The organism is Sphingomonas melonis (genome assembly GCF_013409985.1).
GTDB lineage: Bacteria > Pseudomonadota > Alphaproteobacteria > Sphingomonadales > Sphingomonadaceae > Sphingomonas > Sphingomonas melonis_A.
The window spans coordinates 273371-297935 of the sequence record NZ_JACCBY010000001.1 but is presented as its reverse complement, the minus strand read 5'-3'; the positions used below and the strand labels follow the sequence as shown (position 1 = coordinate 297935).

General features: G+C 69.0%; 18 protein-coding genes. 8 read left to right on the top strand and 10 right to left on the bottom strand.

Features of this window, described 5'->3' with window-relative positions; all coding sequences use genetic code 11:
- The first annotated feature begins 215 nt into the window (after window positions 1-215).
- The gene (purE, locus tag HD841_RS01495) at window positions 216-692 is read left to right on the top strand and encodes a 5-(carboxyamino)imidazole ribonucleotide mutase (protein WP_179507118.1); all 477 of its coding nucleotides are present in this window, start codon (window positions 216-218) and stop codon (window positions 690-692) included.
- The gene (locus tag HD841_RS01490) at window positions 692-1747 is read left to right on the top strand and encodes a 5-(carboxyamino)imidazole ribonucleotide synthase (protein ID WP_179507117.1); all 1056 of its coding nucleotides are present in this window, start codon (window positions 692-694) and stop codon (window positions 1745-1747) included. Before purE ends, HD841_RS01490 begins: the two co-directional genes overlap by 1 nt.
- A 6-nt stretch (window positions 1748-1753) precedes the next feature.
- On the opposite strand, the gene HD841_RS01485 is transcribed toward HD841_RS01490, so the two are convergent.
- From HD841_RS01485 to HD841_RS01470, 4 genes are all read right to left on the bottom strand, one after another.
- Window positions 1754-2509, bottom strand: coding sequence for an energy transducer TonB (locus tag HD841_RS01485; protein ID WP_179507116.1), 756 nt, complete (start codon window positions 2507-2509; stop codon window positions 1754-1756).
- Between the two features lie 10 nt (window positions 2510-2519).
- Window positions 2520-4424, bottom strand: coding sequence for a CocE/NonD family hydrolase (locus HD841_RS01480; protein WP_179507115.1), 1905 nt, complete (start codon window positions 4422-4424; stop codon window positions 2520-2522).
- Window positions 4425-4502: 78 nt separating this feature from the next.
- Window positions 4503-4802 carry a hypothetical protein gene (locus HD841_RS01475; RefSeq protein WP_179507114.1) on the bottom strand — a complete coding sequence of 100 codons (300 nt, stop codon included), beginning with the start codon at window positions 4800-4802 and terminating at the stop codon, window positions 4503-4505.
- Window positions 4803-4813: 11 nt separating this feature from the next.
- Window positions 4814-7666: a M16 family metallopeptidase gene (locus HD841_RS01470; protein WP_179507113.1), complete on the bottom strand. Its 2853-nt coding sequence runs from the start codon at window positions 7664-7666 to the stop codon at window positions 4814-4816.
- Between the two features lie 196 nt (window positions 7667-7862).
- On the opposite strand from HD841_RS01470, the gene clpB reads away from it, so the two are divergent.
- The gene (gene clpB / locus HD841_RS01465) at window positions 7863-10442 is read left to right on the top strand and encodes an ATP-dependent chaperone ClpB (RefSeq protein WP_179507112.1); all 2580 of its coding nucleotides are present in this window, start codon (window positions 7863-7865) and stop codon (window positions 10440-10442) included.
- 77 nt (window positions 10443-10519) lie between these two features.
- Here clpB and HD841_RS01460 read toward each other — a convergent pair whose 3' ends face one another.
- The 4 genes from HD841_RS01460 to xseA form a co-directional block, all read right to left on the bottom strand.
- Window positions 10520-13591, bottom strand: a complete 3072-nt coding sequence (locus tag HD841_RS01460) for a TonB-dependent receptor domain-containing protein (RefSeq protein ID WP_179507111.1) — start codon at window positions 13589-13591, stop codon at window positions 10520-10522.
- A 280-nt stretch (window positions 13592-13871) separates the two neighbouring features.
- Window positions 13872-14714: a M23 family metallopeptidase gene (locus HD841_RS01455; RefSeq protein WP_179507110.1), complete on the bottom strand. Its 843-nt coding sequence runs from the start codon at window positions 14712-14714 to the stop codon at window positions 13872-13874.
- Entirely contained in the window at window positions 14711-14911 is a 201-nt protein-coding gene (locus tag HD841_RS01450; protein WP_179507109.1) for a DUF2093 domain-containing protein, read from the bottom strand. The genes HD841_RS01455 and HD841_RS01450 overlap by 4 nt, the downstream gene beginning before the upstream one ends.
- A gap of 11 nt (window positions 14912-14922) precedes the next feature.
- Window positions 14923-16356 (bottom strand): exodeoxyribonuclease VII large subunit, encoded by a 1434-nt coding sequence (xseA, locus tag HD841_RS01445; protein ID WP_179507108.1) that lies wholly within the window; start codon window positions 16354-16356, stop codon window positions 14923-14925.
- Here xseA and purD point away from each other — a divergent pair.
- Entirely contained in the window at window positions 16355-17614 is a 1260-nt protein-coding gene (purD, locus tag HD841_RS01440) for a phosphoribosylamine--glycine ligase (protein ID WP_179507107.1), read from the top strand. The genes xseA and purD overlap by 2 nt on opposite strands.
- A 143-nt stretch (window positions 17615-17757) precedes the next feature.
- On the opposite strand, the gene HD841_RS01435 is transcribed toward purD, so the two are convergent.
- The gene (locus HD841_RS01435; RefSeq protein WP_179507106.1) at window positions 17758-18732 is read right to left on the bottom strand and encodes an NAD(P)H-dependent glycerol-3-phosphate dehydrogenase; all 975 of its coding nucleotides are present in this window, start codon (window positions 18730-18732) and stop codon (window positions 17758-17760) included.
- Between the two features lie 28 nt (window positions 18733-18760).
- Window positions 18761-19789: a tRNA (adenosine(37)-N6)-threonylcarbamoyltransferase complex transferase subunit TsaD gene (gene tsaD / locus HD841_RS01430; RefSeq protein WP_179507105.1), complete on the bottom strand. Its 1029-nt coding sequence runs from the start codon at window positions 19787-19789 to the stop codon at window positions 18761-18763.
- Between the two features lie 169 nt (window positions 19790-19958).
- Here tsaD and hemC point away from each other — a divergent pair, with 169 nt between their 5' ends.
- The 4 genes from hemC to HD841_RS01410 all read left to right on the top strand — a co-directional run bounded on the left by hemC (window position 19959) and on the right by HD841_RS01410 (window position 24508).
- Window positions 19959-20873: a hydroxymethylbilane synthase gene (hemC, locus tag HD841_RS01425; protein WP_257015170.1), complete on the top strand. Its 915-nt coding sequence runs from the start codon at window positions 19959-19961 to the stop codon at window positions 20871-20873.
- Window positions 20870-21559, top strand: a complete 690-nt coding sequence (locus HD841_RS01420; RefSeq protein ID WP_179507103.1) for a uroporphyrinogen-III synthase — start codon at window positions 20870-20872, stop codon at window positions 21557-21559. Before hemC ends, HD841_RS01420 begins: the two co-directional genes overlap by 4 nt.
- Complete coding sequence (locus HD841_RS01415; protein ID WP_257015169.1) at window positions 21556-22512, top strand: hypothetical protein; 957 nt, start codon at window positions 21556-21558, stop codon at window positions 22510-22512. The genes HD841_RS01420 and HD841_RS01415 overlap by 4 nt, the downstream gene beginning before the upstream one ends.
- Before the next feature lie 139 nt (window positions 22513-22651).
- On the top strand, window positions 22652-24508 hold the full coding sequence (locus HD841_RS01410; protein WP_179507102.1) for a methyl-accepting chemotaxis protein: 1857 nt from the start codon (window positions 22652-22654) through the stop codon (window positions 24506-24508).
- Window positions 24509-24565: the final 57 nt, after the last annotated feature.

The following is a 24565-nucleotide window of genomic DNA, read 5'->3' as shown; positions in this document are numbered from 1 at the left end:
GCGGGCGAGTGCCGCCCCCGCGCTCTCCTACACGACCCGTATGCGCTACACCCGTCACGCTCGGCCTCATCGTGACCCGATCATCACAAAATCCGAAACGATAAACTCGGATCGTTTCCGTTAAGGTGCCCGTCTCGTCCATGTTGCCGGACACGCTGCGGTCGGGACGGGTGCAAGCCGTTGCCCTCCCTCCGCTCTGCCGCTAACCGCCGTCTATGACATTGGTCGGCATCATCATGGGTTCGACGTCCGATTGGGACACGATGCGGCACGCGGCGGACGTGCTCGCCGAATTGGGCGTCGCGCATGAGACGAAGGTCGTCTCCGCGCACCGCACCCCCGACCGGCTCTACGACTACGCCAAGGGCGCCGCGGACCGCGGCCTCAAGGTTGTCATCGCCGGCGCCGGCGGTGCCGCGCATCTGCCAGGCATGGCCGCGGCGATGACCCACCTGCCGGTGCTCGGCGTGCCGGTCCAGAGCAAGGCGCTGTCCGGTCAGGACAGCCTGCTCTCGATCGTCCAGATGCCCGCCGGCATCCCGGTCGGCACGCTGGCGATCGGCAAGGCGGGCGCGACCAACGCCGGCCTGCTCGCCGCGGCGATCCTCGCGACGCACGACGCCGCGCTCTCCGAACGCCTGCAAGCCTGGCGCCAGCGGCAGACCGACGCGGTCGCCGACGAGCCCGCCTGATGCTCGCCCCCGGCAGCACGATCGGCATCCTCGGCGGCGGCCAATTGGGCCGGATGCTCGCCGTCGCCGCGGCGCAACTCGGCTATCGCACGCACGTGCTCGCCCCCGAGGCGGACAGCGTCGCGGCGCAGACCGCGGCGAGCCTGACCCGCGCCGATTACCATAATCGCATCGTCCTCGCCGACTTCGCCGCCGCCTGCGACGTCGTCACCTACGAGTTCGAGAATATCGCGCTCGGCCCGGTCGAATGGCTCGCCAAGCGCGTGCCGGTCCATCCCCATCCGCGTGCGCTCGCCGCGGCGCAGGAGCGGATCGCCGAGAAGCGCTTCGTCGAGCGCGTCGGCGGCCGTCCGGCGCGCTGGGCCGCGGTCGACAGCCGCGACTCGCTGACCGCGGCGCTGGACCATGTCGGCACCCCCGCGGTGCTCAAGACGGCGCGCTTCGGCTATGACGGGAAGGGCCAGATGCGCCTCCACGGCCCCGCCGACGCCGATGCGGCGTGGGAGGCGATCGGCGGCCCCGCGGTGCTCGAGGCGTTCGTCGACTTCAGCCACGAATTCTCCATCCTGATCGCGCGCGGACAGGACGGCACGACCGTCCGCTACGATCCGCCGCAGAACGTCCACGTCGACGCGATCCTGCGCACGTCGCGCGTGCCGGCGCCGCAGCCGATCCTCGACCAGGCCGAGGAGGCGACCGCCCTCGCCTGCCGCATCGCCGCCGAGCTCGATTATGTCGGCGTGCTCGCCTGCGAATTCTTCGCCACCGCCGATGGCCCGGTGTTCAACGAGATGGCGCCACGCGTCCACAATTCGGGCCATTGGACGATCGAGGGCGCCGAAACCTCGCAGTTCGAGAACCATATCCGCGCGATCTGCGGCCTGCCGCTCGGCAGCACCGCGCTGACGGGGAGCGCGGTGGCGCTCGAGAACCTCATCGGCGACGATGCGTGGCAGCCGGCGCTGACCGAGCCCGGCGCGCACCTCCACCTCTACGGCAAGGGCGCGGCGCGGCCCGGCCGCAAGATGGGCCACATCACCCGCGTCCGGCGCTGAGCCGGGTCACGGCGTCTTCTTCGGCGACGCTTGCGCGATATCATAGGCGACCGGAACGATCACCGGCACCGGCAGGACCTTGCCGTTGCGCAGCACCGGCCGGATCCGGAATAGCGGCGCCATAGCCACCGCAGCCGCGCCGAAGCCGATGTCCGCGGGCGTTTCCGAAACCACCCAGCACCGGTCGGGCCGGCCCGATCGCGGCACCTGACAGGCGAGCACCGCACGCCCGGAGATGCGGTTGCCGACCGCGGCGGGGGGCCAGAAACGGCGCATCTCGGCGTCCGACGGCCGATAGATCCAGCTCGCCCGCGCGTACCGCACCTTGCCGCTGCCGCCATCGCCCGCGCCGCTGCCGGCACCGCGGCCGGTTCCCGTCCCCAGCCCCGCCCCGGTCGACGGCGGCCCGACGAGGTGCGCGACGTCCTGATCCGCGCCGAACGGCGACGTCACCACCGCGCGCGGCGGCGGCGGCGGCGCGAGCGGCTGCGGCGTGGTGTCGATCGACGGTGGCGGCGGCGGTCGCGAGGCCGTCGGCGGCGCGCCGCCCGGCGGAGCCGCGGCCGGAGGGGGCGGCCGTTTCGGCGGTGGCGGCAGCTCCGGCGGCGGCGGCGGCGGTGGCGCGACGTCGAACAGCGTCAGGGACGGGACCGCCGGCACCGGCAGCGGCGGCCGCATCGTCAGGAACAGCAACAGCAACGCGCCATGCACCCCGAGCGCCAGCGCGAGCGCCGGACGATCGGGGGCATGGCGGCGTCTCACCGGCGCGCCGTCATTTGACGACCGGCAGCGCGATATAGCTCGCATCCGGCCCGGCGACGGTGATCTTCTGCGTCGCCGCCACATAGTCCTTGGGCTGGGCGAAGAAGATGTTCGGCACGAAGGTCTGCGGATTGCGATCGTACAGCGGGAACCAGCTCGACTGGACCTGCACCATGATCCGGTGGCCGGGCAGGAAGACGTGGTTGGTCTCGGGCAAAGCGAACTGGTATTTCAGCGGCGCATTGGCGACAAGCGGCTTGGCGACGGCCAGATCCTCGCGATAGCGGCCGCGGAAGATGTCCATCGCCACGGCGAGCTGGTATCCGCCCATCTCCGCCTGCTTGGGCATCACCTCCGGATAGACATCGACCAGCTTGACCACCCAGTCGCTGTCCGTGCCGCTGGTCGAGGCGGTGAGATGCACCTGCGGCGTGCCGGCGACGGTCACCGGCGCGGTCAGCACGTCGCTGGTGAAGGTGACGACGTCCGGCCGCCCCGATACGGCGCGCTGGTCGTCGACCAGCCAGTTCTTCCACGTCGAACCCTCGGCATAGATCGGTCGCGTCGGCCGGACGCGATAGGACACCGGATGCGCCGGGTCGGAGAGATAGTCCGCAGTCTGCGCCGCCCCGCCCGCCGCGGCGAAGCCCAGGGCGCCGCCGGGCTTGAGGTAGAGCGGCGTCGGCGTCGGCGTCGGCTGCGTCCAGGCCTGCAAGCGTTGCCACTGGTTGGCGCCCGACTGGAAGGCGGTGACCGGCGCGACGTCCATCGCCGGCTGGTCGCTCTTGAGGTAATGCGCCAGGAACGGCCGCAGCACGTGCCAGCGCCACCATTTGGCGGTGTCCTGATCCCATTTGATCGCGCCGAGCGCGCTGCCGTCGCCGACCTCCTGGCCATGGTACCACGGCCCGAGCGTCAGATAGACCATGTCGTTGTTCGCGTCCTTGGGCTCGAGCGCGCGATACACCGCCGGGGCGCCATAGATGTCCTCCTGGTCCCACAGGCCGGCGACGAGCATCGTCGGCACCTTGAGCGGCTGGGCGGCGAGGATCCTGTCCATCGCCGCGCTCGACCAATAGCTGTCATAGGCGGGATGCGCCGCGACCTTGCGGTAGAAGCCCGACGCCTGGTCGACGCCCTGCGCCTTCGCCACCGCGCCCGCCGACACGTTGCGCAGCCAGTAATCGTAATCGTCGGCGGTGTCGGTGATCCACGGCGTGCTCGCGTCGCGCGTCCCCTGCTGGCCGAGCATATAGGGCAGCCCGATCTGGCGGAAGGCGCCGTTGTGGAACCAGTCGTCGCCGCGCCAGCCGTCGACCATCGGGTTCATCGGCACCGACACCTTCAGCGCCGGATGCGGGTTGATCAGCGCCATCAGCGGCAGGAAGCCGTCATAGCTGATGCCGCTGATCCCGACGCGGCCATTGCTCTCCGGCACGTTCTTCACCAGCCACGCGATCGTATCGTAGGTGTCGGTCGAATCGTCGGTCTTGGTGGGATTGTTGGGCGATCCGGCCGGCGTCGGGTTCATCAGCGTGATGCCCTGGCTGCCATGCATGCCGCGCACGTCCTGGATGACGCGGATATAACCGTCCGCCGCGATCAGGTCCCACGGCCCGTCGCCATGCGACAGGATGCCGGCGAAGGTGCCGCTGTCCGCGCGCGTCTGATCATCGGCGTCATAGGGCGTGCGGGTGAGCAGGATGCCGGCGTCCTTCGTCCCCTTGCGGATGACGATGACCGTATGGAGCTTGACCCCGTCGCGCATCGGGATCTCGACCGCCTTGCGGACATAGTCGTAATTGGTGTCGCGCGGCGCCAGCTTGGCCGGCCGCTCGTCGTAACTCTGCGCACCGGCAAGGGCGGCGGTGGCAAGCGCGCCCAGGGCGCAGGCGGCGAGAAGCGGACGGATCATGCGGCGGCAACCCCAAAACGAAACGGCCCGCCTCCGGTGGGAGGCGGGCCGCAATGTGTCGCGATTATTGCCGGCGAATCAAGCGCTACGCTTGCCCGACAGCGGGAAGCTGCCGAATGCGCCCGCGCCGACCGTGCCGGTCAGCGTGTCGCCCTCGGCGGTCGCTTCGCAATCCAGCGTCATCGGCATCGGCACCGTCATCTGCTGCTTCCAGCGGATGGTGTTGCCGTCGACCTCGCCGGTGACGTCGCTCGAACCCATTGCGCCCGACGCGGTGCCGGTGAAGCTCGCCCCGTTGCTGGTGACGGTCAGGGTCAGGTTCTGATCACCCAGCGGCGATTTTACGGTGCAGTCCCAGCTGCCATCGACGTCTGCCATTGCCTCTCTCCTCATTTCGCTGCGGTCGCGGTACCGGCGGGGGCGCCGGCCACTGCGCTTGCCGGGACGACCTCGACCGGCAGGCCGAGGCTGTCAAGCTGCGGCTTCACCTTGGCCGCCTCGCCGACGACGATCCAGGTCAGCTTGGCGGGATCGATCGTCTGCGCCACCGCGGTGCGCAGCTGCGGCAGCGTCATCGCACGATAGCGGGTCGTGACCGTCGCGTAATAATCGTCGGGACGCTTCAGCAGGTCGTTCGCCTGCATCGCGTCCAGCACCGCGCGCGACGTTTCGAACTGGCCGGGCAATTGCAGCGTCGCGCCCTTGATCGCCAAGTCGAATTCCCTCTCGGTCATCGGCTTGGTCGTGACGAATTGCGCCACGTCCTCGCGCACCGAGGCGATCGACGGACCGGTCTTGTCCGCCTGCACGCCCGCCTGCAACAGATAGGGGGCGGCGAACTCGGACGGTTGGAAGCGGCCGCCGGCACCATAGGACCAATGCTTCTCCTCGCGCAGGTCCATGTTGATCCGGCTGAGGAAGCTGCCGCCGAGCGCGTCGTTGACCGTGTTGAGGACGAGCAGGTCGTCGGTGCCCTTCAGCCCGGTGCGCTGGCCGGCGACGATGATCGACTGCGGGCTGTCGGGACGGTCGACAAGGACGATGTTGGGCGTGAGCGGCGGCTGCGCGGCGCCGAACGCCTTGCTGCCCGCCGGGCCGCTGCCCTGCCAGTCGCCGAACCGCGCCTCGAGCGCCGCCTGCACCTCGGCGAGCGGTCGGTCGGAGACGACGAACAGCTTCGCCTTTTCGGGGCGCAGCCACGCCTGCTGGAAGCGGCGCAGGTCGGCGGGGGTCAGGCTCGCCACCGCGACCGGATCGCCGCTGCCCTGCGCCTTCTCATAGGGCGTGCCCGCGGCGAGCACGCGCGTCGACATGCGCTGCGCGAGCGCGCCGGGGCTGGTCAGCTCCTGCTGGATCTTCGCGACCTGCTGGGCCTTGAAGCGCGCGACCTCCGCCTCGCGATAGGCCGGCCGCCGCACGACCTCGGCAAACAGGTCGAGCGCCGCGCCGAGATTGGCGCTCGGCACGTTCATCGACAGCGTACTGCGATCGTTGCCCGCGCCCGACGCCAGCTGCATGCCGAGCCGCTCGCGCGCCTCGGCGAGCGCGTTGACGTCATAATGCTCCGTCCCCTCGTCGAGCATGTTGAGCGCGACCAGCTGCGTGCCGAGCTTGCCCGCGACATCGGCGGCATAGCCGGCATCGAAGCTGATCACCGCCTGCGTCACCGGCACGGCGGCACGCTGCGCAAAGACCAGCTCGATGCCGTTCGACAGGCGGCTGCGCTCGACCTTGGGGAAGGTCAGGCCGGTGACCGCGCCGACGCCGGGGATCGCGCCGCGCGTGCCCTTGGCAGGCTGTTCGGGTGCGGCGGCGACATCGACCTTCGGCGGCACCTTCGCCTCGGCATAGGCGTCGCGCGCGCCGGGCACGACGTTGACCGCGAGCACCGGGCGGCTCAGCCACTTGTCCGCCGCGGCCTTGACGCTCGCCGGGGTCTGCGCGGCCAGCGCGCCAAGCTGCTTCTTGTAGAAGCCCGGATCGTTCGAATAGAGCGCGCCCTCGGCCAGGGCCACCGCCTTGCCGCCGAAGCCGCCGACCGCCTCCAGACCGCGTACACGGCCGGCGACCTGGGTGGTGACGAAGCGTGACACCTCGTCCTGCGTCGGACCGGTGCGCAGGAAGTCGGCGACGACCGCGTCGAGCCGCTTCGCCGCCACCGCCGGATCGACGCCGGGGCGCACCAGCCCCTCGACCGCGAACATGCCGACCTGCGCGAAGGCGCTGTTGTTCGCCGACACCGACGTGAACAGCTTCTCCTCCCGGATTAGCACGTTGGTCAGGCGCGACGAGTCCAGCCCGCCGAGCACGCCGGCGGCGACCTCCAGCGCGGCATTGTCCTTGTCGTTGAGGCCCGGCACCGTCCAGTTGCGGCTGATCAGCGTCGCCGCGACGCGATCCTTCAGCGTCACCGTCTTGGCAGCGGGCAGGGTGACGATCGGCGCGGCAGGCAGCACGCTCTTGGGCCCCGGCTTGATCGCGCCGAAATATTTGTCGACCAGCGTCCGCGCGGTGGCGACGTCGATATCGCCGGCGAGCACCAGCACCGCATTGTTCGGGCCGTAATGGCTGCGGAACCAGTTCTTCACCGTATCCAGGCTGGCGGCATCGAGATCGGCCATCGAACCGATCGTGTCGTGGCCATATGGATGCGTCGGCGGGAACAGGCCCTCGGTCACCGCATAGCCCATCAGACCATAAGGCCGATTGTCGCCCTGCCGCTTCTCGTTCTGGACGACGCCGCGCTGCTCGTCGAGCACGCCCTGCGTGATCGCGCCGAGCAGATAGCCCATGCGATCCGATTCGAGGAACAGCGCGCGTTCCAGCCCGGCGGTCGGCACCGTCTCGAAATAATTGGTGCGATCGAAATAGGTCGTGCCGTTGAAATCGGTCGCGCCAACCTGCTTGAGCGGCGCGAAGAAGTCGCCCGGCGCATTCTCCGAGCCGTTGAACATCAGGTGTTCGAACAGATGCGCGAAACCGGTCGATCCCTGCGGCTCGTGCTTCGAGCCGACGTCGTACCAGACGCTGACCGCGACGACCGGCGCCTTGCGATCGGTGTGGACGACGACGCGCAGGCCGTTCTTTAGCGTGAATTGCTGATAGGGAATGTCCACCGCCTTGACGAGCGCGGACACCGGAGCGGCCTTGACCGGCGCGGCGGTGGCGGCCTGGGTCTGCGCGTGCACCGGCGCGATCAGCGCGATCGATGCGACGCCGGCAAGTGCGATAAGCTTCGTCATGAGAATAGAGTCCCCCCGGTACGTCCCGAACATATGAATTGGGCGAGCATAGCCGGGGCATGAACACTGACAAGCGACCCAGCGGCTTTTTTGGCAACGCGGCGGAGGGCCGACGCGTTTATCGCCGCGCGACGGCGAAACCCTTGTGTTGCAGAAAAGCAACACTACATCCGACCCAGACAGGCAAGGGGATGTTATGAACCTCGAACGATTTACCGACCGCGCCAAGGGATTTCTCCAATCGGCGCAAACCGTTGCGATCCGCATGAACCATCAGCGGATCGCCCCGGAACATATGTTGAAGGCGTTGCTCGAAGACGAGCAGGGCATGGCCGCCGGACTGATCCAGGCGGCAGGCGGCGATGCGAAGCGCGCGGTCAGCGAGACCGACGCGGCACTCGCCAAGATTCCGGCCGTGTCGGGATCGGGCGCGCAGCAGACGCCGGGGCTCGACAACAATACCGTCCGCGTCCTCGATCAGGCCGAACAGGTCGCGCAGAAGGCCGGTGACAGCTTCGTCACCGTCGAGCGGCTGCTGCTCGCGCTGACGCTCGCGACCACCACCGCTGCGGGTCGTGCGCTGGCCGCCGCCGGGGTCACTGCCGAGGCGCTCAACACCGCGATCAACGACCTGCGCGGCGGCCGCACCGCTGATACCGCCAGCGCCGAGGATCGCTATGACGCGCTCAAGAAGTTCGCGCGCGACCTCACCCAGGCGGCGCGTGACGGCAAGCTCGACCCCGTGATCGGGCGTGACGAAGAGATTCGCCGCACGATCCAGGTGCTCGCCCGCCGTACCAAGAACAACCCGGTGCTGATCGGCGAGCCCGGCGTCGGCAAGACCGCGATCGTCGAAGGGCTGGCGCTGCGCATCGCCAATGGCGACGTGCCCGACGGGCTCAAGGACAAGACGCTGATGGCGCTCGACATGGGCGCGCTGATCGCGGGCGCCAAATATCGCGGCGAGTTCGAGGAGCGGCTGAAGGGCGTCATCGACGAGGTGAAGCAGGCCGAGGGCCAGATCGTCCTGTTCATCGACGAGATGCACCAGCTGATCGGTGCCGGCAAATCCGAAGGGGCGATGGACGCGGGCAACCTGCTGAAACCCGCGCTGGCGCGCGGCGAGCTGCACTGCGTCGGTGCGACGACGCTCGACGAATATCGCAAATATGTCGAGAAGGACCCGGCGTTGCAGCGGCGCTTCCAGCCGGTGTTCGTCGGCGAGCCGACCGTCGAGGACACGATCAGCATCCTGCGCGGGCTCAAGGAGAAGTACGAACTGCACCATGGCGTGCGGATCACCGACGGCGCGCTGGTTGCGGCGGCGACATTGTCCAACCGCTACATCACCGACCGATTCCTGCCCGACAAGGCGATCGACCTGATGGACGAGGCGGCGAGCCGCATCCGCATGGAGGTGGAGAGCAAGCCCGAGGAGATCGAGAGCCTCGACCGCCGCATCCTGCGCCTCAAGATCGAGCGCGAGGGGCTGCGCCGCGAAACCGACGAGGCCTCGCGCGACCGGTTCGCTGCGCTGGAGGAGGAGCTGGTCAACCTCGAGGAGCAATCCGCCGCGCTGACCCAGCGCTGGCAGGCTGAGAAGGACAAGATCGGCCGTGAGGCGAAGCTCAAGGAACAGCTCGACGCCACCCGGCTCGAGCTGGAACAGGCGCAGCGCGCCGGTGACCTGACCAAGGCGGGCGAGCTCGCTTATGGCCGCATCCCCTCGCTGGAGAAGCAACTCGCCGAGGCACAGGGTGCGACGCAGGGCGCGATGCTGCGCGAGGAGGTGACCGCCGACGACATCGCCGGCGTCGTCAGCCGCTGGACCGGCATCCCCATGGAGCGGATGCTGCAGGGCGAACGTGACAAATTGCTGCGCATGGAAGAGGTGCTGGGCCAGCGCGTCATCGGCCAGGCGCAGGCGGTGCGCGCGGTGTCGACGGCGGTGCGGCGCGCGCGGGCGGGACTGCAGGACCCGAACCGGCCGCTCGGCTCCTTCCTGTTCCTCGGCCCGACCGGCGTCGGCAAGACCGAGCTGACCAAGGCGCTCGCCGAATTCCTGTTCGACGACCCTTCCGCGATGGTCCGGATCGACATGAGCGAATTCATGGAGAAGCACGCGGTCGCACGGCTGATCGGCGCGCCGCCGGGCTATGTCGGCTATGAGGAAGGCGGCGTCCTGACCGAAGCGGTGCGGCGCCGGCCCTATCAGGTCGTATTGTTCGACGAGGTCGAGAAGGCGCACGGCGACGTGTTCAACGTGCTGCTCCAGGTGCTCGACGACGGCCGGCTGACCGACGGCCAGGGGCGCACGGTGGATTTCAGCAACACGCTGATCATCCTCACCTCGAACCTCGGCTCGCAATATCTCGCCGCGGTCGAGGAGGGGCAGGAGGTCGAGAGCGTCGAGCCGCAGGTGATGGAGGTCGTCCGCGCCCATTTCCGGCCGGAGTTCCTCAACCGTCTCGACGAGATCATCCTGTTCCACCGGCTGGGCCAGAGCCACATGGCGCCGATCGTCGACATCCAGGTGTCGCGCGTCGGCAAGCTGCTCGCCGATCGCAAGGTGACGCTGGAGCTGACCGATGCCGCCCGCAACTGGCTAGGCCGCGTCGGCTACGACCCGGTGTACGGCGCCCGCCCGCTGAAGCGCGCGGTCCAGCGCTACCTGCAGGACCCGCTCGCCGACATGATCCTGCGCGGCGAGGTCAAGGACGGCGCCACGGTGCATGTCGACGAGGGCGACGGCAAGCTGGTGCTGACGGTGGAATAGACCACAAGCGATTTGCGAAGCCGCATAAAAAAGGGCGGGTCGTGAGACCCGCCCTTTTCCGTTCGAAGACGAGGCGTTTAGAAGTTGAACTTCGCGCCGGCACGATAGGAACGGCCGAAAATGCCGTCGCCACCCTGCACCGCGTTGTACAGATACGCGCCGTAAGTGACCGGATCGATCGGAGGCAGACGGTTGAAGATGTTCAACGCGTTCACGTAGAACGAGAACTTGTCGTTGACCTTGAACGTCGCATTGGCATCGGCCGTGATGTAGCTCTTCACGCGGCAACCCGAGTAAGCCGGTGCCTGGCCGCAATCCTTATATGCGTCGCCCTGATCCATCGCCGAGAGATCGTAGCCCGACGTGTAATTGACCGTCCCCGTCAGCGCGAAATCGCCGAAGTCGAAGGTGTTGGACCAGTTGCCCTTCCACTCGAACGTACCCGAACCCGCCGTCAGGTTGAAGTTGCCGAGCGTATCGACATAGGTCTGACGAACGCCGTCGACCGTGGTGCTCAGCTCGAGGATAAGGCTGGCATTGAGGTTGGTGGTCCACTTCACTCCACCGAAATCAACAAAGCCATTGGCGCCGAAGTCGATACCCTCGGACTTGATCGTCTGTGCGTTAATCAACTGCGAGCGGACGAAAGCGATCTTCGGCTTGGCAGTCGGGTTGTTCACGTCGACCGCGTCCGGGATCACTTCGAAGCCCGTCGGGATTGCCGAACCCGCATAATAAGCAGCGATCGCCGGCGAAAGGTCCGGCGTGGTGATCGCACCGGTCTTCTTGATGTTATAGTAATCGACCGTCAGCGACAGGCTGCGGATCGGTTCGAACTTGATGCCGGCGGTGAAGCTGCGCGACTTCTCCGGCTTCAGGTCCGGCGATGCGAGCGTGGTCTGTCCGATCGAGTAAGCGGTGATATAGGCCGAGCAATTTGCCGGCGTATTTACGGTACAGATCTGACCGGCACCGGGATTGGTGCTGTACTGGCTGAGGAACGCGGCCGGGATGCTTGAAAGCTGCTGCGTCACATAGCCGGTCGTCGGCAGTGCGTTCGCCTCGCCGAACGAAGGAATACGGAATCCACGCGAATAAGTACCGCGTACCGTGACCTGCTGGATCGGGGTGAAGATCGCGCCGAGCTTCGGCGAGAAGTTGCTCTGACCGGTTGAATAGTGATCGTAGCGACCCGAAGCATTGAGCGTCAGCTGATCAAGGATCGGTGCATTGATTTCGCCAAATGCCGAGGTGACGGTGCGATTGCCGCTGGTGCCAAAGGCATTCTGACGGAAATAACGCTGCGTCGGGCCATTCGTATCGGGGTTGCCGCTGGGCGCATCGACCGCTTCGTAGAAGATCGATCCGCCGACCGCAACGCGAAGGTCGCCGCCAGGCAGGGCAAACAAGGCCTTACCGAGCGTAAACTGCGCCTGATACAGGTCCGAACTGCTGTTGGTGATGTTCTGCGGAGTCAGATAGTCAAGCGTCGCCTGGCTGTTGAGTTCCGGATTGACGAAATTGTAGCTGCCATCAGCGATCACATCGAGCAGATGCTGGATGTAGACATAGCCGTCCGTACGACGACGCAGGTCGGTGTGCATCGCGGTCGCATCGACCCGGTAATCGACGTCACCGAAGATCGTGCCGTTGATGCCCATCGCGGCGCGGTACACGCGGCTGCGGGTTTCATTGAATTCGCGCTCGTTGGCCAGCGTACCGACCAGACGTGCAACCTGCCCCGACGCAGCGAACGGGTTGTTCGGGTTCAGCGTTCCGTTGGTTGCGTTGCACGTCGCCGTGCCGCGTGCGCAGATGTAGACCGGCAGGGCGAGGATGGCCGAGCGAGGATCGATCGCCGGCGTCGCGTTCTGTGACGTCGAATATTGCGGGAAGAGGATGCCTGCGGGTGCGTTGGCGCGGATCGTCGCCGGGATGCCGGTATAGCTGGCCGTCGACTGCTGGAAATTGACCTGGAAATAGGCCTCCGACGTATCACCAACCTTGGCGGTGAAGCGCGCCGAGCCGCCGAAGCGTTCGATATCAGGCGTCACATTGCCGTAGAGGTTCTGAGTATCGACCTGACAGACCGTCCCAGGAGCCGTGGCATTGATCGGCAGTGCCAATTCGGCCGCGGTCGGATTGTAAGGGTTGCCGACACGGCAGCCCGCCGTCGGGTTCAGTAGTTGGTAACGACCAAGGGCGGTGGTGTTGGTCGCATCGGCGGGACGGACATAGAAGTTACCAGTCCCGATCGCGAACCCGTTGGTAAAGGCCCCATTGGCGTCCAAACCATTGGCAACGTTGTTCGGACCGCAGACCCGCTGACCGGTGCGATCACCACACAGACCGCGCTCATCACTGCTGTTGTACGGTGCCGGCAGCGACTTAGACTGCACGCCCTCACTGCGGTAATAGAAGCCGCTGATGTAAGCGTTATAGCCTTTCTCATCCAAATCGCCCGTGCCGGCGGTCAGCGAAAGGCGCTGGTTGGCGTTATAGCCACGCTCAGAGATACCAGCTTCCGCACGGCCAGATACGCCTTGGAACGAACGCTTGGTAATGATGTTCACCACGCCGGCGATCGCGTCCGCACCGTAGCTCGACGATGCGCCATCGCGCAGCACGTCCACCCGCTCGACGATGTCGTCGGGAATGGTGTTGAGATCGACGAAGTTACGCGAACCGTCGTCCGATAACGGGTAATATGCCGCACGCAAACCGTCGAACAGCACAAGCGTAGAGTTGGTTGAGAGGCCGCGCAACGACACCGACGAGGCACCGGAAGCGAAAGCGCCATTGGCAGTGAAAGAATTGGTTAGTGCGGGTCCATTGTTCGATGAAAGCGCCTGGATACCGGCTTGGACCGTATTGATGCCGCGAACATCGAGATTTTCAGTCGTGATCGTGCTGACCGGCGATGGGCCGGAATCAGTGCCGCGGATGATAGAACCCGTGACAACGATGTCGTTGCCGACTTGGTCATCTGCTGCCTCAGTGCCCTGAGTTTGCTGCGCAATAGATGCGGCATCGGTAGAAGCGCCCTCAGGTGCCGTCTGCGCCGATACGGCGCCAGCATAGAGCAGAGCGAACGGCGTGACAGCAGCAAGCAGCGCCGCCTTCCGCGTGGAACGATGGATCGTAAACATATGCTTCCCTTGCTTGACCCAAACGTGATCGACCCGCTGTGACGGTGTCGGCCCGGGTATTTGCCAAGCCCCCCTCGACCGCCGCGGCAGCCCTCAAGAGACATGCATCTGGAATGAAGTGGTATTTTTTTGCTGTAAAGCACGCTTGCGAAGGGCCCACAGCTTTACGAGAGAGTGTCTCCCAAATGACACAATCATTGGCCTATTCGCCAACCGACTATGCGATGGCTGCTCGCAATTGCAGCATAACGACGCGATCTGTCGTTTTAGCAGGCAGGCGTCACGCCCCCGGCATCGCTCCTGCAACCAGCAGCGGATCGAGGCGTGCGTCGTGCCAGCGCAGGCTCCAGTGGAGATGCGGTCCGGTGGCGCGGCCGGTCGCACCCACCGCGCCGATCGCCTGCCCCTGGCGGACGTGCTCGCCGACGCGCACGTCGATCCGCGACAGGTGGAGGAAGGCGCTGTTGAGGCCGTGGCCGTGATCGATCATCAGCAGCTTACCCTCCAGCGTGAAGGGAGGGTCGGCCGCCAGAATGACGACGCCGTCGGCAGGGGCGACGACCGGAGCGCCGGTCGGCTTGGCGATATCGATCCCCGAATGGTAGCTGCCCGGTTCGCCGCGATAGATGCGCTGCGCCCCGAACAGGCCGGAGATGCGGCCGGTCGCCGGCCAGCGGAACGGCTGGCGCCAACCCTGCGCGTCGGTCTCCTGCGCCCGCGCCGCGGCGATCTGCGCGAGTTCGGCGGGGCGAAGGCGGGCCATCACCGGGTCGGGCGCCGGAAATCGGGGCAAGGTGTTCAGCCGCTCGATCCGCCATGCCCGCGGGGCGACGGCAAGCGGCTGGGTGATCCGGCGGCCGTCGGCGAGCGTCGCGACGAGCAGCGCCTGCGGTCCGGCGTCGCGATCGAAGCCGGCGATGAACCGCCCGGCCTCCACCTCGATCGGCTGGCCGTCGAGCGTCACCGCCACGCTCCCCGCCGGTGCGGTGCCCGCGATCAAACCACCCTGGGTCGGTAGCCCGGTCCAGCGAAACGCCGGCGCGGGGACCGGAGCGGCGGCCTGCGGTGCCGGCGCGGCAGCAGCGAGGCAGACCAGCGGCAGCAGCGCGGCCGACAGCCTCATTGCGGGCGAAGCGCCTCGCTGGCGAGATGCGCGCTGGCGAACGGCTCCTGCCGCGCGACGCTCCAATAGCGCAGCAGCTCGATCGGGATGCGCGCGCCGCTGACGCCGCAGACGACATGATCGCCGGGGGTCAGCACGCGAAAGCCGTTGGGCATGTAATGGAGCCGCGCCGGGCGGTCGGAATTGGAAACGAGCATCGGAAATCCTGTCAGAGCAACGTCGGCTGATCGGGCTTGGGATAGGCCTTGGCGGGCTTGCGCTCAACCTTGCGCTCGGGCGCGCCGGCGGCGACCGGCTGGACGCTGCCGCCGTCGACCACGGCATCGACGCTGCCGTCACGGAAGCGCAGCGTGACCGCGCCCGCCTCGCGCACCGCCGCGGCGGACGACAAGGTCTCGCCGCCGCCGCCGTCGCGGCGTGTGGTGACCCGCGCATAGCCGCGGTCGAGCACCGCATCGGGGTTGAGCGACTGGACCAGCCGCCACGTCGCCGCGAGCCGGTCGCGGTTGCGATCGACCTGCTGCTGCAGCACCGCGGGGCGCAGCGCGCCGCTCGACCGGTCGAGCTGCCCCCGCGCCATCGTCACCCGCCGTTCGAGTCCGCGGTCGAGCCGCTGGCCCGCATCGTCGGCGCGCTGGCGCTGCGGCCCGAGCAGCGCGTCGCGCTTGGGCAGCAGGCGGGCGAGCGCGGTCAGCCGCTCGCGCCCCCGTTCGACATAGCGATGCGCGCAGCGCTGGGTGCGCGAGGCGTGGCTCTGGATCGTATGGCGCAGGTCGGCGAGCACCGGCACCGCCAGCTCCGCCGCGGCGGTCGGCGTCGGCGCGCGCAGATCGGCGGCGAAGTCGCACAGGGTCGTGTCGGTCTCGTGCCCGACCGCGGAGATGATCGGGATCGTGCAGCCGGCGACGGCGCGGACGACGGCCTCCTCGTTGAACGCCCACAGATCCTCGATCGAGCCGCCGCCGCGCGCGACGATGACGAGGTCGGGGCGCGGCACCGGGCCATCCGCAGGCATCGCGTCGAAGCCGCGCACCGCGGCGGCGACCTCCTCGGCCGCCCCCTGCCCCTGCACCTTGACCGGCCAGACGAGCACATGCGTCGGACAGCGGTCCTCGAGCCGGTGGAGGATGTCGCGGATCACCGCGCCGGTCGGCGAGGTGACGACGCCGATCGTCTGCGGCAGATAGGGCAGGCGCACCTTGCGCGCGCCCTCGAACAGCCCCTCGCCCGCCAGCTTCGCCTTGAGCTTCTCGAACAGCGCCATCAGCGCGCCGGCACCGGCAAGCTCCATCCGTTCGATGACGATCTGATATTTCGAGCGGCCGGGATAGGTGGTGAGCTTGCCGGTGGCGATCACCTCGATGCCGTCCTGCGGCGCGAAGGCGAGCGCATTGACCTGCCCCTTCCACATCACGCCGTCGATCACCGCGGCATCGTCCTTGAGCGCGAGATAGACATGGCCCGAGGTCGCGCGCTTGTAGCCCGAGATCTCACCGCGGATGCGGACATGGCCGAACTCGCCCTCGACCATCCGCTTGAGCTTGAAGCTGAGTTCGCCGACCGACATGGCGAGCGCGTTGTCGCCGGGCCGCTCCTCGGCTAGCAGCCGGGCGTCGTCGGTATCGGATAGGAACTCTGGCATGAACGTCCTGCTGTTGGGCTCAGGTGGCCGCGAGCACGCACTCGCATGGAAACTGGCGCAGTCGGCCCTCCTCGATACGCTCTATGCCGCGCCTGGCAACCCCGGCATCGCCGCCCATGCGACGTGCGTCGCGCTGGATGCGACCGATCATGCCGCGGTGGTCGATTTCGTGTCGGCGCATGACGTCGGGCTGGTGGTGATCGGGCCGGAGGCGCCGTTGGTCGACGGCCTTGCCGATACCCTGCGCGCCGCCGGCGTACCGGTGTTCGGGCCCGGCAAGGCGGCGGCACAGCTCGAAGGGTCGAAGGGCTTCACCAAGGACCTGTGCCGGCGTGCCGACATCCCGACCGCGGGCTATGTTCGCGTCGGCAGCCGTGCCGCGGCGGACGCGGCGCTGGCCAGCACCTTCTCCTATCCGGTGGTCATCAAGGCCGACGGCCTTGCCGCAGGCAAGGGCGTGGTGATCGCGACCAGCGAAGCCGAGGCGACGGCCGCCTTCGACGCGATGTTCGCCGGCGGCGATGCTCCGGTGGTGCTCGAGGAATTCCTCGACGGCGAGGAGGCGAGCCTGTTCGTGCTCACCGATGGCGTATCGCTGCTGCCGTTCGGCAGCGCGCAGGACCACAAGCGCGTCGGCGAGGGCGACACCGGGCCGAACACCGGCGGCATGGGCGCCTACAGCCCCGCACCGGTGCTGACCCCCGAACTGGAGCGCCGCGCGATCGACGAGATCGTCGCACCGACGGTGAGGGCGCTGGCGGAGGAGGGCATTCCGTTCAGCGGCGTGCTCTACGCCGGGCTGATGCTGACCAGCACCGGGCCCAAGCTGATCGAATATAATGCGCGCTTCGGCGATCCCGAATGCCAGGTGCTGATGCCGCGGTTCGACGGCGACCTGGTCGAAACGATGCTGGCGGTCGCCGAGGGGCGGCTCGGCGCGCTGCCGCCGGCGCGCTTCACCGATGCGGCGGCGATGACGGTGGTGCTGGCGGCGGCGGGCTATCCCGGCACGCCCAAGGCGGGCGGCGCGATCCACGGGATCGAGGCAGCGGAGGCGACGGGCGCGATCGTCTTCCAGGCGGGAACGCGGCGTGAGGGCGATGCCTTGGTGGCCTCCGGCGGCCGCGTGCTGGCGGTGACCGCGACCGGAGCAGACATCCGCGCGGCCCGCGACGCCGCCTATCGCGGGGTGGATGCGATCGACTTCGCGGACGGCTTCTGCCGCCGCGATATCGGCTGGCGCGAACTGGCGCGGTAAGCCGCACACGATGGCGCCCCGGAGGGCAGCGCGGATCGCGACCGGCGCGGCTTCAGGCATGGCGGCATCGTCGTCCTGGAGCGAGAGCAATGGTCGTTGAGGGCTTACGCCGCGCCCCTCCCTCCGCGACGGAGCGCCGGCCCTCAGCTCTCCGGCCGCAACGGCCGCGCGAGCAGCGCACCGATGACGTCGCCGACCGGCGCGCCCTCCAGCAGGCGGCAGACGGCGGCGGTGACGGGCATGTCGACCGCCGCCTCGGCGGCCGCCTCGCGCAGGACGGGGGCGGTGAAGGCGCCCTCGGCGACGGTGCGGCGGTCGGCGAGGAGGTCCGCGGCGGCCCGGCCCTGGCCGAGACCGACGCCGAGCGAGAAGTTGCGGCTGCTGGTCGAGGAACAGGTGAGGACGAGGTCGCCGAGACCCGACAGCCCGGCGAGCGTCTCCGCCCGCGCGCCCCGCGCGAGGCCGAAGCGGGTCATCTCGGCGAAGCCGCGCGCGATCAGCGCGGCGCGGGCATTCTGGCCGAGGCCGGCACCGTCGACCACACCGCAGGCGATGGCGAGCACGTTCTTGACCGCGCCGCCGATCTCCGCCCCGGCGACATCGCGGCTGGCATAGGGGCGGAAATGCGGCGCAGCGAGCCGTTCGGACAGCGCACGGCCGAGCGCCTCGTCCGCCGCCGCCAGCGTCACCGCCGTGGGCAGACCCGCCGCCACCTCGTGCGCGAAGGTCGGGCCGGAGAGCACCGCGACCGGCGCCTGCGGATGGACCTGCCGCGCCACCTCGCCGACGAGCAGCCGGGTGCCCGCCTCGATCCCCTTGGCGCAGAGCACCAGCGGGCGGGTGCCCACCGCGATCTGCGCAAGCACGCTGCGCACATGCTGCGCAGGCGCGACGACGAGCAGCGCGTCGCGATCGGCCAGGTCGGCGAAGTCGGCCGTGGCGCGGATCGACGGCGACAACGGCACGCCGGACAGGAACAGGCGGTTCTCGTGCGCGGTGTTGATGCCCTCAACCACCTCGGGCTCGCGCGCCCAGAGCGTGACCGATTCGCCGCGGTGGGCGGCGACCTGCGCCAATGCGGTGCCCCAGGCCCCGCCGCCGATGACGCCGATCTTCATGCGCTTACGCTCCCTTGCTTGCCGCGGATCACGCCTTCACCCCGGCGCCGCGCACCGCCTCCGCGTCGGGATCGAGCGGCCAGCGGGCCCGCGCCGGCGTATCGAGCGGATCGGTCAGCCCGGCGGCGAACCGTTCGGCGCCGGCCCAGGCGATCATTGCGGCATTGTCGGTGCACAACCACAGCGGCGGCGCGACGAAACGCAGCCCATTGGCCGCGGCGAGATCCTGTAGCGCGGTCCGCACGGCACCATTCGCGGCGACGCCGCCGGCGACGACCAGGGCGGTCGCCTGGATGCCGGCGATGCCGCGGCGGGTGCGGTCGATCAGGCAGTCGACCACGGCGGCCTGGAAGGATGCGGCGATATCCTCGGGCGCGTGGCTGCCGACGGCGCGGGCGACCGCGCTCTTGAGGCCGGCGAAGGAGAAATGCGGTTCCGCCGAGCCCTTGAGCGGACGCGGCAGCGGCACGATCGGACGGCCGAGGGCGGCGGCCTTCTCCACCATCGGCCCGCCGGGAAAGCCGAGGCCGAGCAATTTGGCGGTCTTGTCGAAGGCCTCGCCGGCGGCATCGTCGATCGTCGTGGCGAGCCGGCGATAGCGGGCGACGCCCTCGACCAGCAGCAGCTGGCAATGGCCGCCCGAGACGAGGAGCAGCAGATAGGGGAAGTCCAGATCGGGATCGGACAGGCGCGGGCTGAGCGCATGGCCTTCGAGATGGTTCACCGCGATCAGCGGCTTGTCCGCGGCATGGGCGAGCGCCTTGCCAGTGACCAGCCCGACCATGACGCCGCCGATCAGCCCGGGCCCGGCGGTCGCGGCGATCGCATCGACCTGATCGAGCCGCAGGCCGGCGTCGTCGAGCGCGGCCCGGACGAGCGGTTCGAGCGCCTCGACATGCGCACGCGCGGCGATCTCGGGCACCACCCCGCCGAACGGCGCGTGCGCCGCCTCCTGGCCGAGCAGGCGGTGGCTGAGCACGCGCCGGTCGCTGGTGACGAGCGCGGCGGCGGTCTCGTCGCAGGAGGATTCGAGGCCGAGGATGATCCGGGGGGGCATGGCCAAGTCTTTACGCAACTTGCCGGAGGTTGTCGAAGGGTGGGGATTTCGGCCATGGCGGATGAAAGATTGCTGCGCTCCCCCTTCCCGTCCGGCTCCCCCGGCGGCGTCCTGTCCGCAACGGCAGAGGAAAAGGCGGCGAAGGGGCGCAGTAAAAGGGAGCAGAACATTGGCGACCAAATTCAGGCTGGGAACGCGGGGATCGCCGCTGGCGCTGACGCAGGCGGGGATGGTGCGCGACGCGCTGTGCGACGCGCACGGCTGGGCGCAGGACGATGTCGCGCTCGTCGTCATCCGCACCACCGGCGACCGGGTGCAGGACCGGCCGCTCGCCGAGATCGGCGGCAAGGCGCTGTGGACCAAGGAACTCGACCGCGCGCTGCTCAACGGGGAGATCGACGCGGCGGTGCATTCGATGAAGGACGTCGAGACGATCCGCCCGGCCGCGATCGGCATCGCGGCGATGCTGCCGCGCGCCGACGTGCGTGACCGGCTGATCGGCGCGGAGAGCGTCGCCGACCTCGCCCCGGGCGCGGTGGTCGGCACCAGCTCGCCGAGACGACGCGCGCAACTGCTGCGCCTGCGGCCCGACCTTTCGGTGGTGATGTTCCGCGGCAACGTCGACACGCGGCTGGCCAAGCTGACCGCGGGCGAGGCGGACGCGACCCTGCTCGCGGCCGCGGGGCTCGACCGTCTGGGACGCGACGGCGTCGGCCGCGCCATCCCGACCGACACGATGCTGCCCGCGCCGGCGCAGGGCGCGGTGGGGATCGAGGTGCGCGCCCAAGATGGCCATGCCGCCCGGATCGTCGCGGCGATCGACGATCCCGCGACCAGCGCCTGCGTGCTGGCCGAGCGCGCGCTGCTCGCCGGACTGGGGGCCGATTGCCATTCGCCGGTCGCCGCGCTGGCGGCGCTGTCGGGCGAGATGCTGACGCTGCGCGCCGAACTGATCGCCGAGGACGGCAGCGCCTTCGTCGAGGGCAGCGGCGAGGGCACCGACGGCAGCCTCGTCGCCGCCGAACTCGCCGCCGACCTGCTCGCGCGCGCGCCCGACGTGGTCCGGCGGCTGTTCCAGCCGTGACCCCGTCCAGCCTGCTGGTCGTGCGGCCCGAGCCCGGCAATGCCCGCACCGCGGCGCGGCTGCGCGCGGGCGGCGGCGCGGTGCTGAGCCGGCCGCTGTTCGCCGCCGCCGCCATCGACTGGACGCCCCCCGACGCTTCGGCGTTCGATGCGCTGCTGGTGACCAGCGCCCAGGCGGTGCGGCTCGCCGGCGCCGGGCTGACGCGGCTCGCGTCGCTGCCGGTGATCGCGGTCGGCGCGGAATCGGCGGCGGTGGCGCGCGCGGCGGGGCTGCACGTCGCGGTCACCGGCGACGGCGGCGTGCACGAGGCGCTGGCCGCCGCCGCCACGGCGGGGCTGCACCGGCCGCTGCATCTCGCCGGACGCGAGCATATCGACAGCGGCCACCCGACCGTCATCGTCTATGCGAGCGCCGACGTGCCGGTCGATGCGGCCGAATTCACCGCGGCGGCGGCGGGCCGGATCGTGCTGCTGCATTCGGTGCGGGCCGCGCAGCGCGTCGCGGCGCTGATCGCCGACAGGCAAGCCACGGGAATCGCAGCGTTGAGCCGCGCCGTCCTCGCCGCCGCCGGCACCGGCTGGGCGCTCGCCGAGGCCGCGGGCACACCCACCGACGCCGCCTTGTGCACGCTGGCGCTCGCACGGACGATTGACCCTGCGGCAGGGGCCGGAGATAAGGAGCCATGAGCGACTATGAGCCGATCGATCCCAAGCGCGGGGCGACACCCGTGCGCGGGCCGCGGACCGGCGTGTTCCTGGCGATCATCGCCCTCGCCTTCATCGCCGGCGCCCTGCTGACCGGCTATCTGATGAAGCGCATGCACTGGCTCGGGGGAACCACCGCCGAACAGGCGCAGACGTCGTCGGCGCAGCCCGACCCGGCCAATTTCAATCCGGCGCAACCACTCAACGCCAATGGCCAGGCGGCCACGACGGCGCTCGATCCCGCCGCGCTCGCCTCGCGCGAGGCGACGCTCGCCGGGCAGCTGACCGCGCTGGAAGCGCGTACCGCGGCGGTGGCCAGCGATGCCGCGGCGGCCGGGGCACAGGCCGGGCGGGCCGAGGGGCTGCTGGTCGCCTTCGCGGCGCGGCGCGCGCTCGATCGCGGCGTCGGGCTCGGCTATCTCGAGGAGCAATTGCGCAACCGCTTCGGCACGGTGCAGCCGCGCGCGGTGGCGGCGGTGATCGAGGCATCGCACCAGCCGGTGACGCTGGAGTCGCTGCGCCAGGGACTCGAGGCGATCGGCGCGGAGATCGCGACGGTGAGCAGCGACGATTGGTGGTCGAGCCTGCGCCGCGAAATCGGCGGGCTGGTAGTGCTGCGCAAGGCGGGCACGCCATCGACGCGCCCCGGCGACCGGCTCGCCCGCGCGCGCCGCCTGCTCGAGGGCGGGCAGGTCGAGGCGGCACGGGCGGAAGTCTCGCGGCTGCCCGGCGCCGGCGATGCCGGCAATTGGATGCAGGCCGCCGACCGCTACGTCAGCGCCCGCCATGCGCTCGACCAGATCGAGAGCGCCGCGATCATGGGCCAGGCAAGCAAGCCGACCGTCGCCGCCGCGGCCCCCGCGCCCGCCGCGGAACTGCCCGCGATGCCCAATGCGACCGGCAACGAGGAAGCGACAACGTCGGTCGGGATGTAAGCCCGTCGACACCTCCGACGACCGGCGCATAGCGGCCGGTCCGAAGCCGACATTGATATAACGCAACCTCGACGCTAACCGATACGAAAGATTCTTCGCCTACCCTGTCTCCGCATCCAGAGAGACGATCGGTTTGACCATGAAGAATTTGAAGATCAGCGCGAAGCTGTTGACCTGCTTCGGCGTTCTGATCGCCTCGCTCATCGTCCTCGGCGCGATGTCGATCTTTGGCCAGAGCAACCTGAACGACAGCCTCAAGGAAGTCGGTCAGAATCGTCGTGACAAGCTCATCGCGATCGCGACGATCAACACCTCCACGTCGGATTATCGCATCGCCGAAGCGATGAGCATTCTGTCCAGCGAGCCCGAGCAGGTGCGCCGCGCCGGCGACCTGGCGAAAGCCAAGCTCGCCGTCGTCGACAAGAACCTTGCCTATCTCGACCGTGTTCTCACGGCGCCGAGCGCCATTGCTGCATTCCGTGTCTTCCGCGAGCATTGGGCCGAATACAGGACCATGTCGCGCATGACGCTGCAGCTGTCGCGCGACAACCAGCGCGAGCAGGCGCTGCAGAGCTTCCGCCGCAGCATGGCGACGTTCGATCGGGCGAACGACGACGCCGCCAAGATGCAGGACGCTCAGGTCAAGCTGATGGACGAGCGCATGGCGGCGGCGGCGACATCCTATTCCTGGTCCAGGAATATCACGATCGCCATTGCGATCTCGGTCCTGGCGCTTGCCCTGCTGATGCTCGTCTCGCTGATCCGGGGTATCGCCACGCCGCTGGCGTCGATGACCACCACCATGCGGCGGCTCGCATCGGGTGACCTATCCGCCGACGTGGCCGTGGACGACCGGCGCGACGAAGTGGGCGTGCTCGCCAATGCGATGGTGACGTTCCGCGACCAGCTCGCCGCCGCCGAGCGTGCGAAGCAGGAGCAGACGGCGCTGATCGTCGCCAGCGTCGGCAGCGGCCTCGATGCGCTCGCCCGCGGTGACCTGACGGCACGGATCGAGAGCGATCTGACCGGCCCGTTCGCCAAGCTGAAGGACGATTTCAACACGGCGATGCAATCGGTCGGCGACACGCTGGGCGCGGTCAACACCAGCGCCGAGGAGATCAGCACCGGCGCCAGCGGCATCCGCCAGGCGTCGGACGACCTGTCGCACCGGACCGAGCAGCAGGCCGCGAGCCTGGAGGAAACCGCCGCGGCGATGCACGAGATCACCACGACGGTCCGCGAGACGGCGGCCAATGCGGTCAAGGCGAATGGCGTGGTGCGCGACGCGCGGACCGATGCCGAGCAATCGGGCGATGTCGTGCGCCGCGCGGTCGACGCGATGAACGGGATCGAGCGCTCGTCGAGCGAGATCAGCGACATCATCTCGGTCATCGACGGCATTGCGTTCCAGACCAATTTGCTGGCGCTCAACGCCGGTGTCGAGGCGGCGCGGGCCGGCGATGCGGGGCGGGGCTTCGCCGTGGTCGCCAGCGAGGTGCGCGCGCTGGCGCAGCGCTCGGCCGATGCCGCCAAGGACGTGAAGAGCAAGATCACCGCGTCGGCCGAGCAGGTCGATGCCGGCGTGACGCTGGTCGGGCAGGCAGGCGAGGCACTGACGCGCATCACGGGGCGGATCGGCGAGATCAGCGAGCTGGTGTCGGACATCGCCTCGGCCGCGGAACAGCAGGCCACCGGTCTGCAGCAGGTCAATATCGCGGTCGGCGAGATGGACGGCGTGACCCAGCAGAACGCGGCGATGGTCGAGGAAGCGACCGCCGCGGCACGCAGCCTTGCCGAGGAGACCGAGAAGATGTCGCGCCAGATCGGCCGCTTCCGCCTGGCGAGCCGCACCGCACCGTCATCGGCGGCGACGGTGGTTCATCGGCTCCAGAGCCGCGCCGCTCAGGCCGGTGCGCGGATTGCGGCGAATGCGCGCTCCGGCCGCGCCAGCCTCGCTCCGGCCGCCGCCAACGAGGAAGACTGGTCGCAGTTCTGATCCGGTCTTGCTCGGCGCAGCCGCGCCCTGCTTTCCCGCGGGCGGCGCGGCGCTATC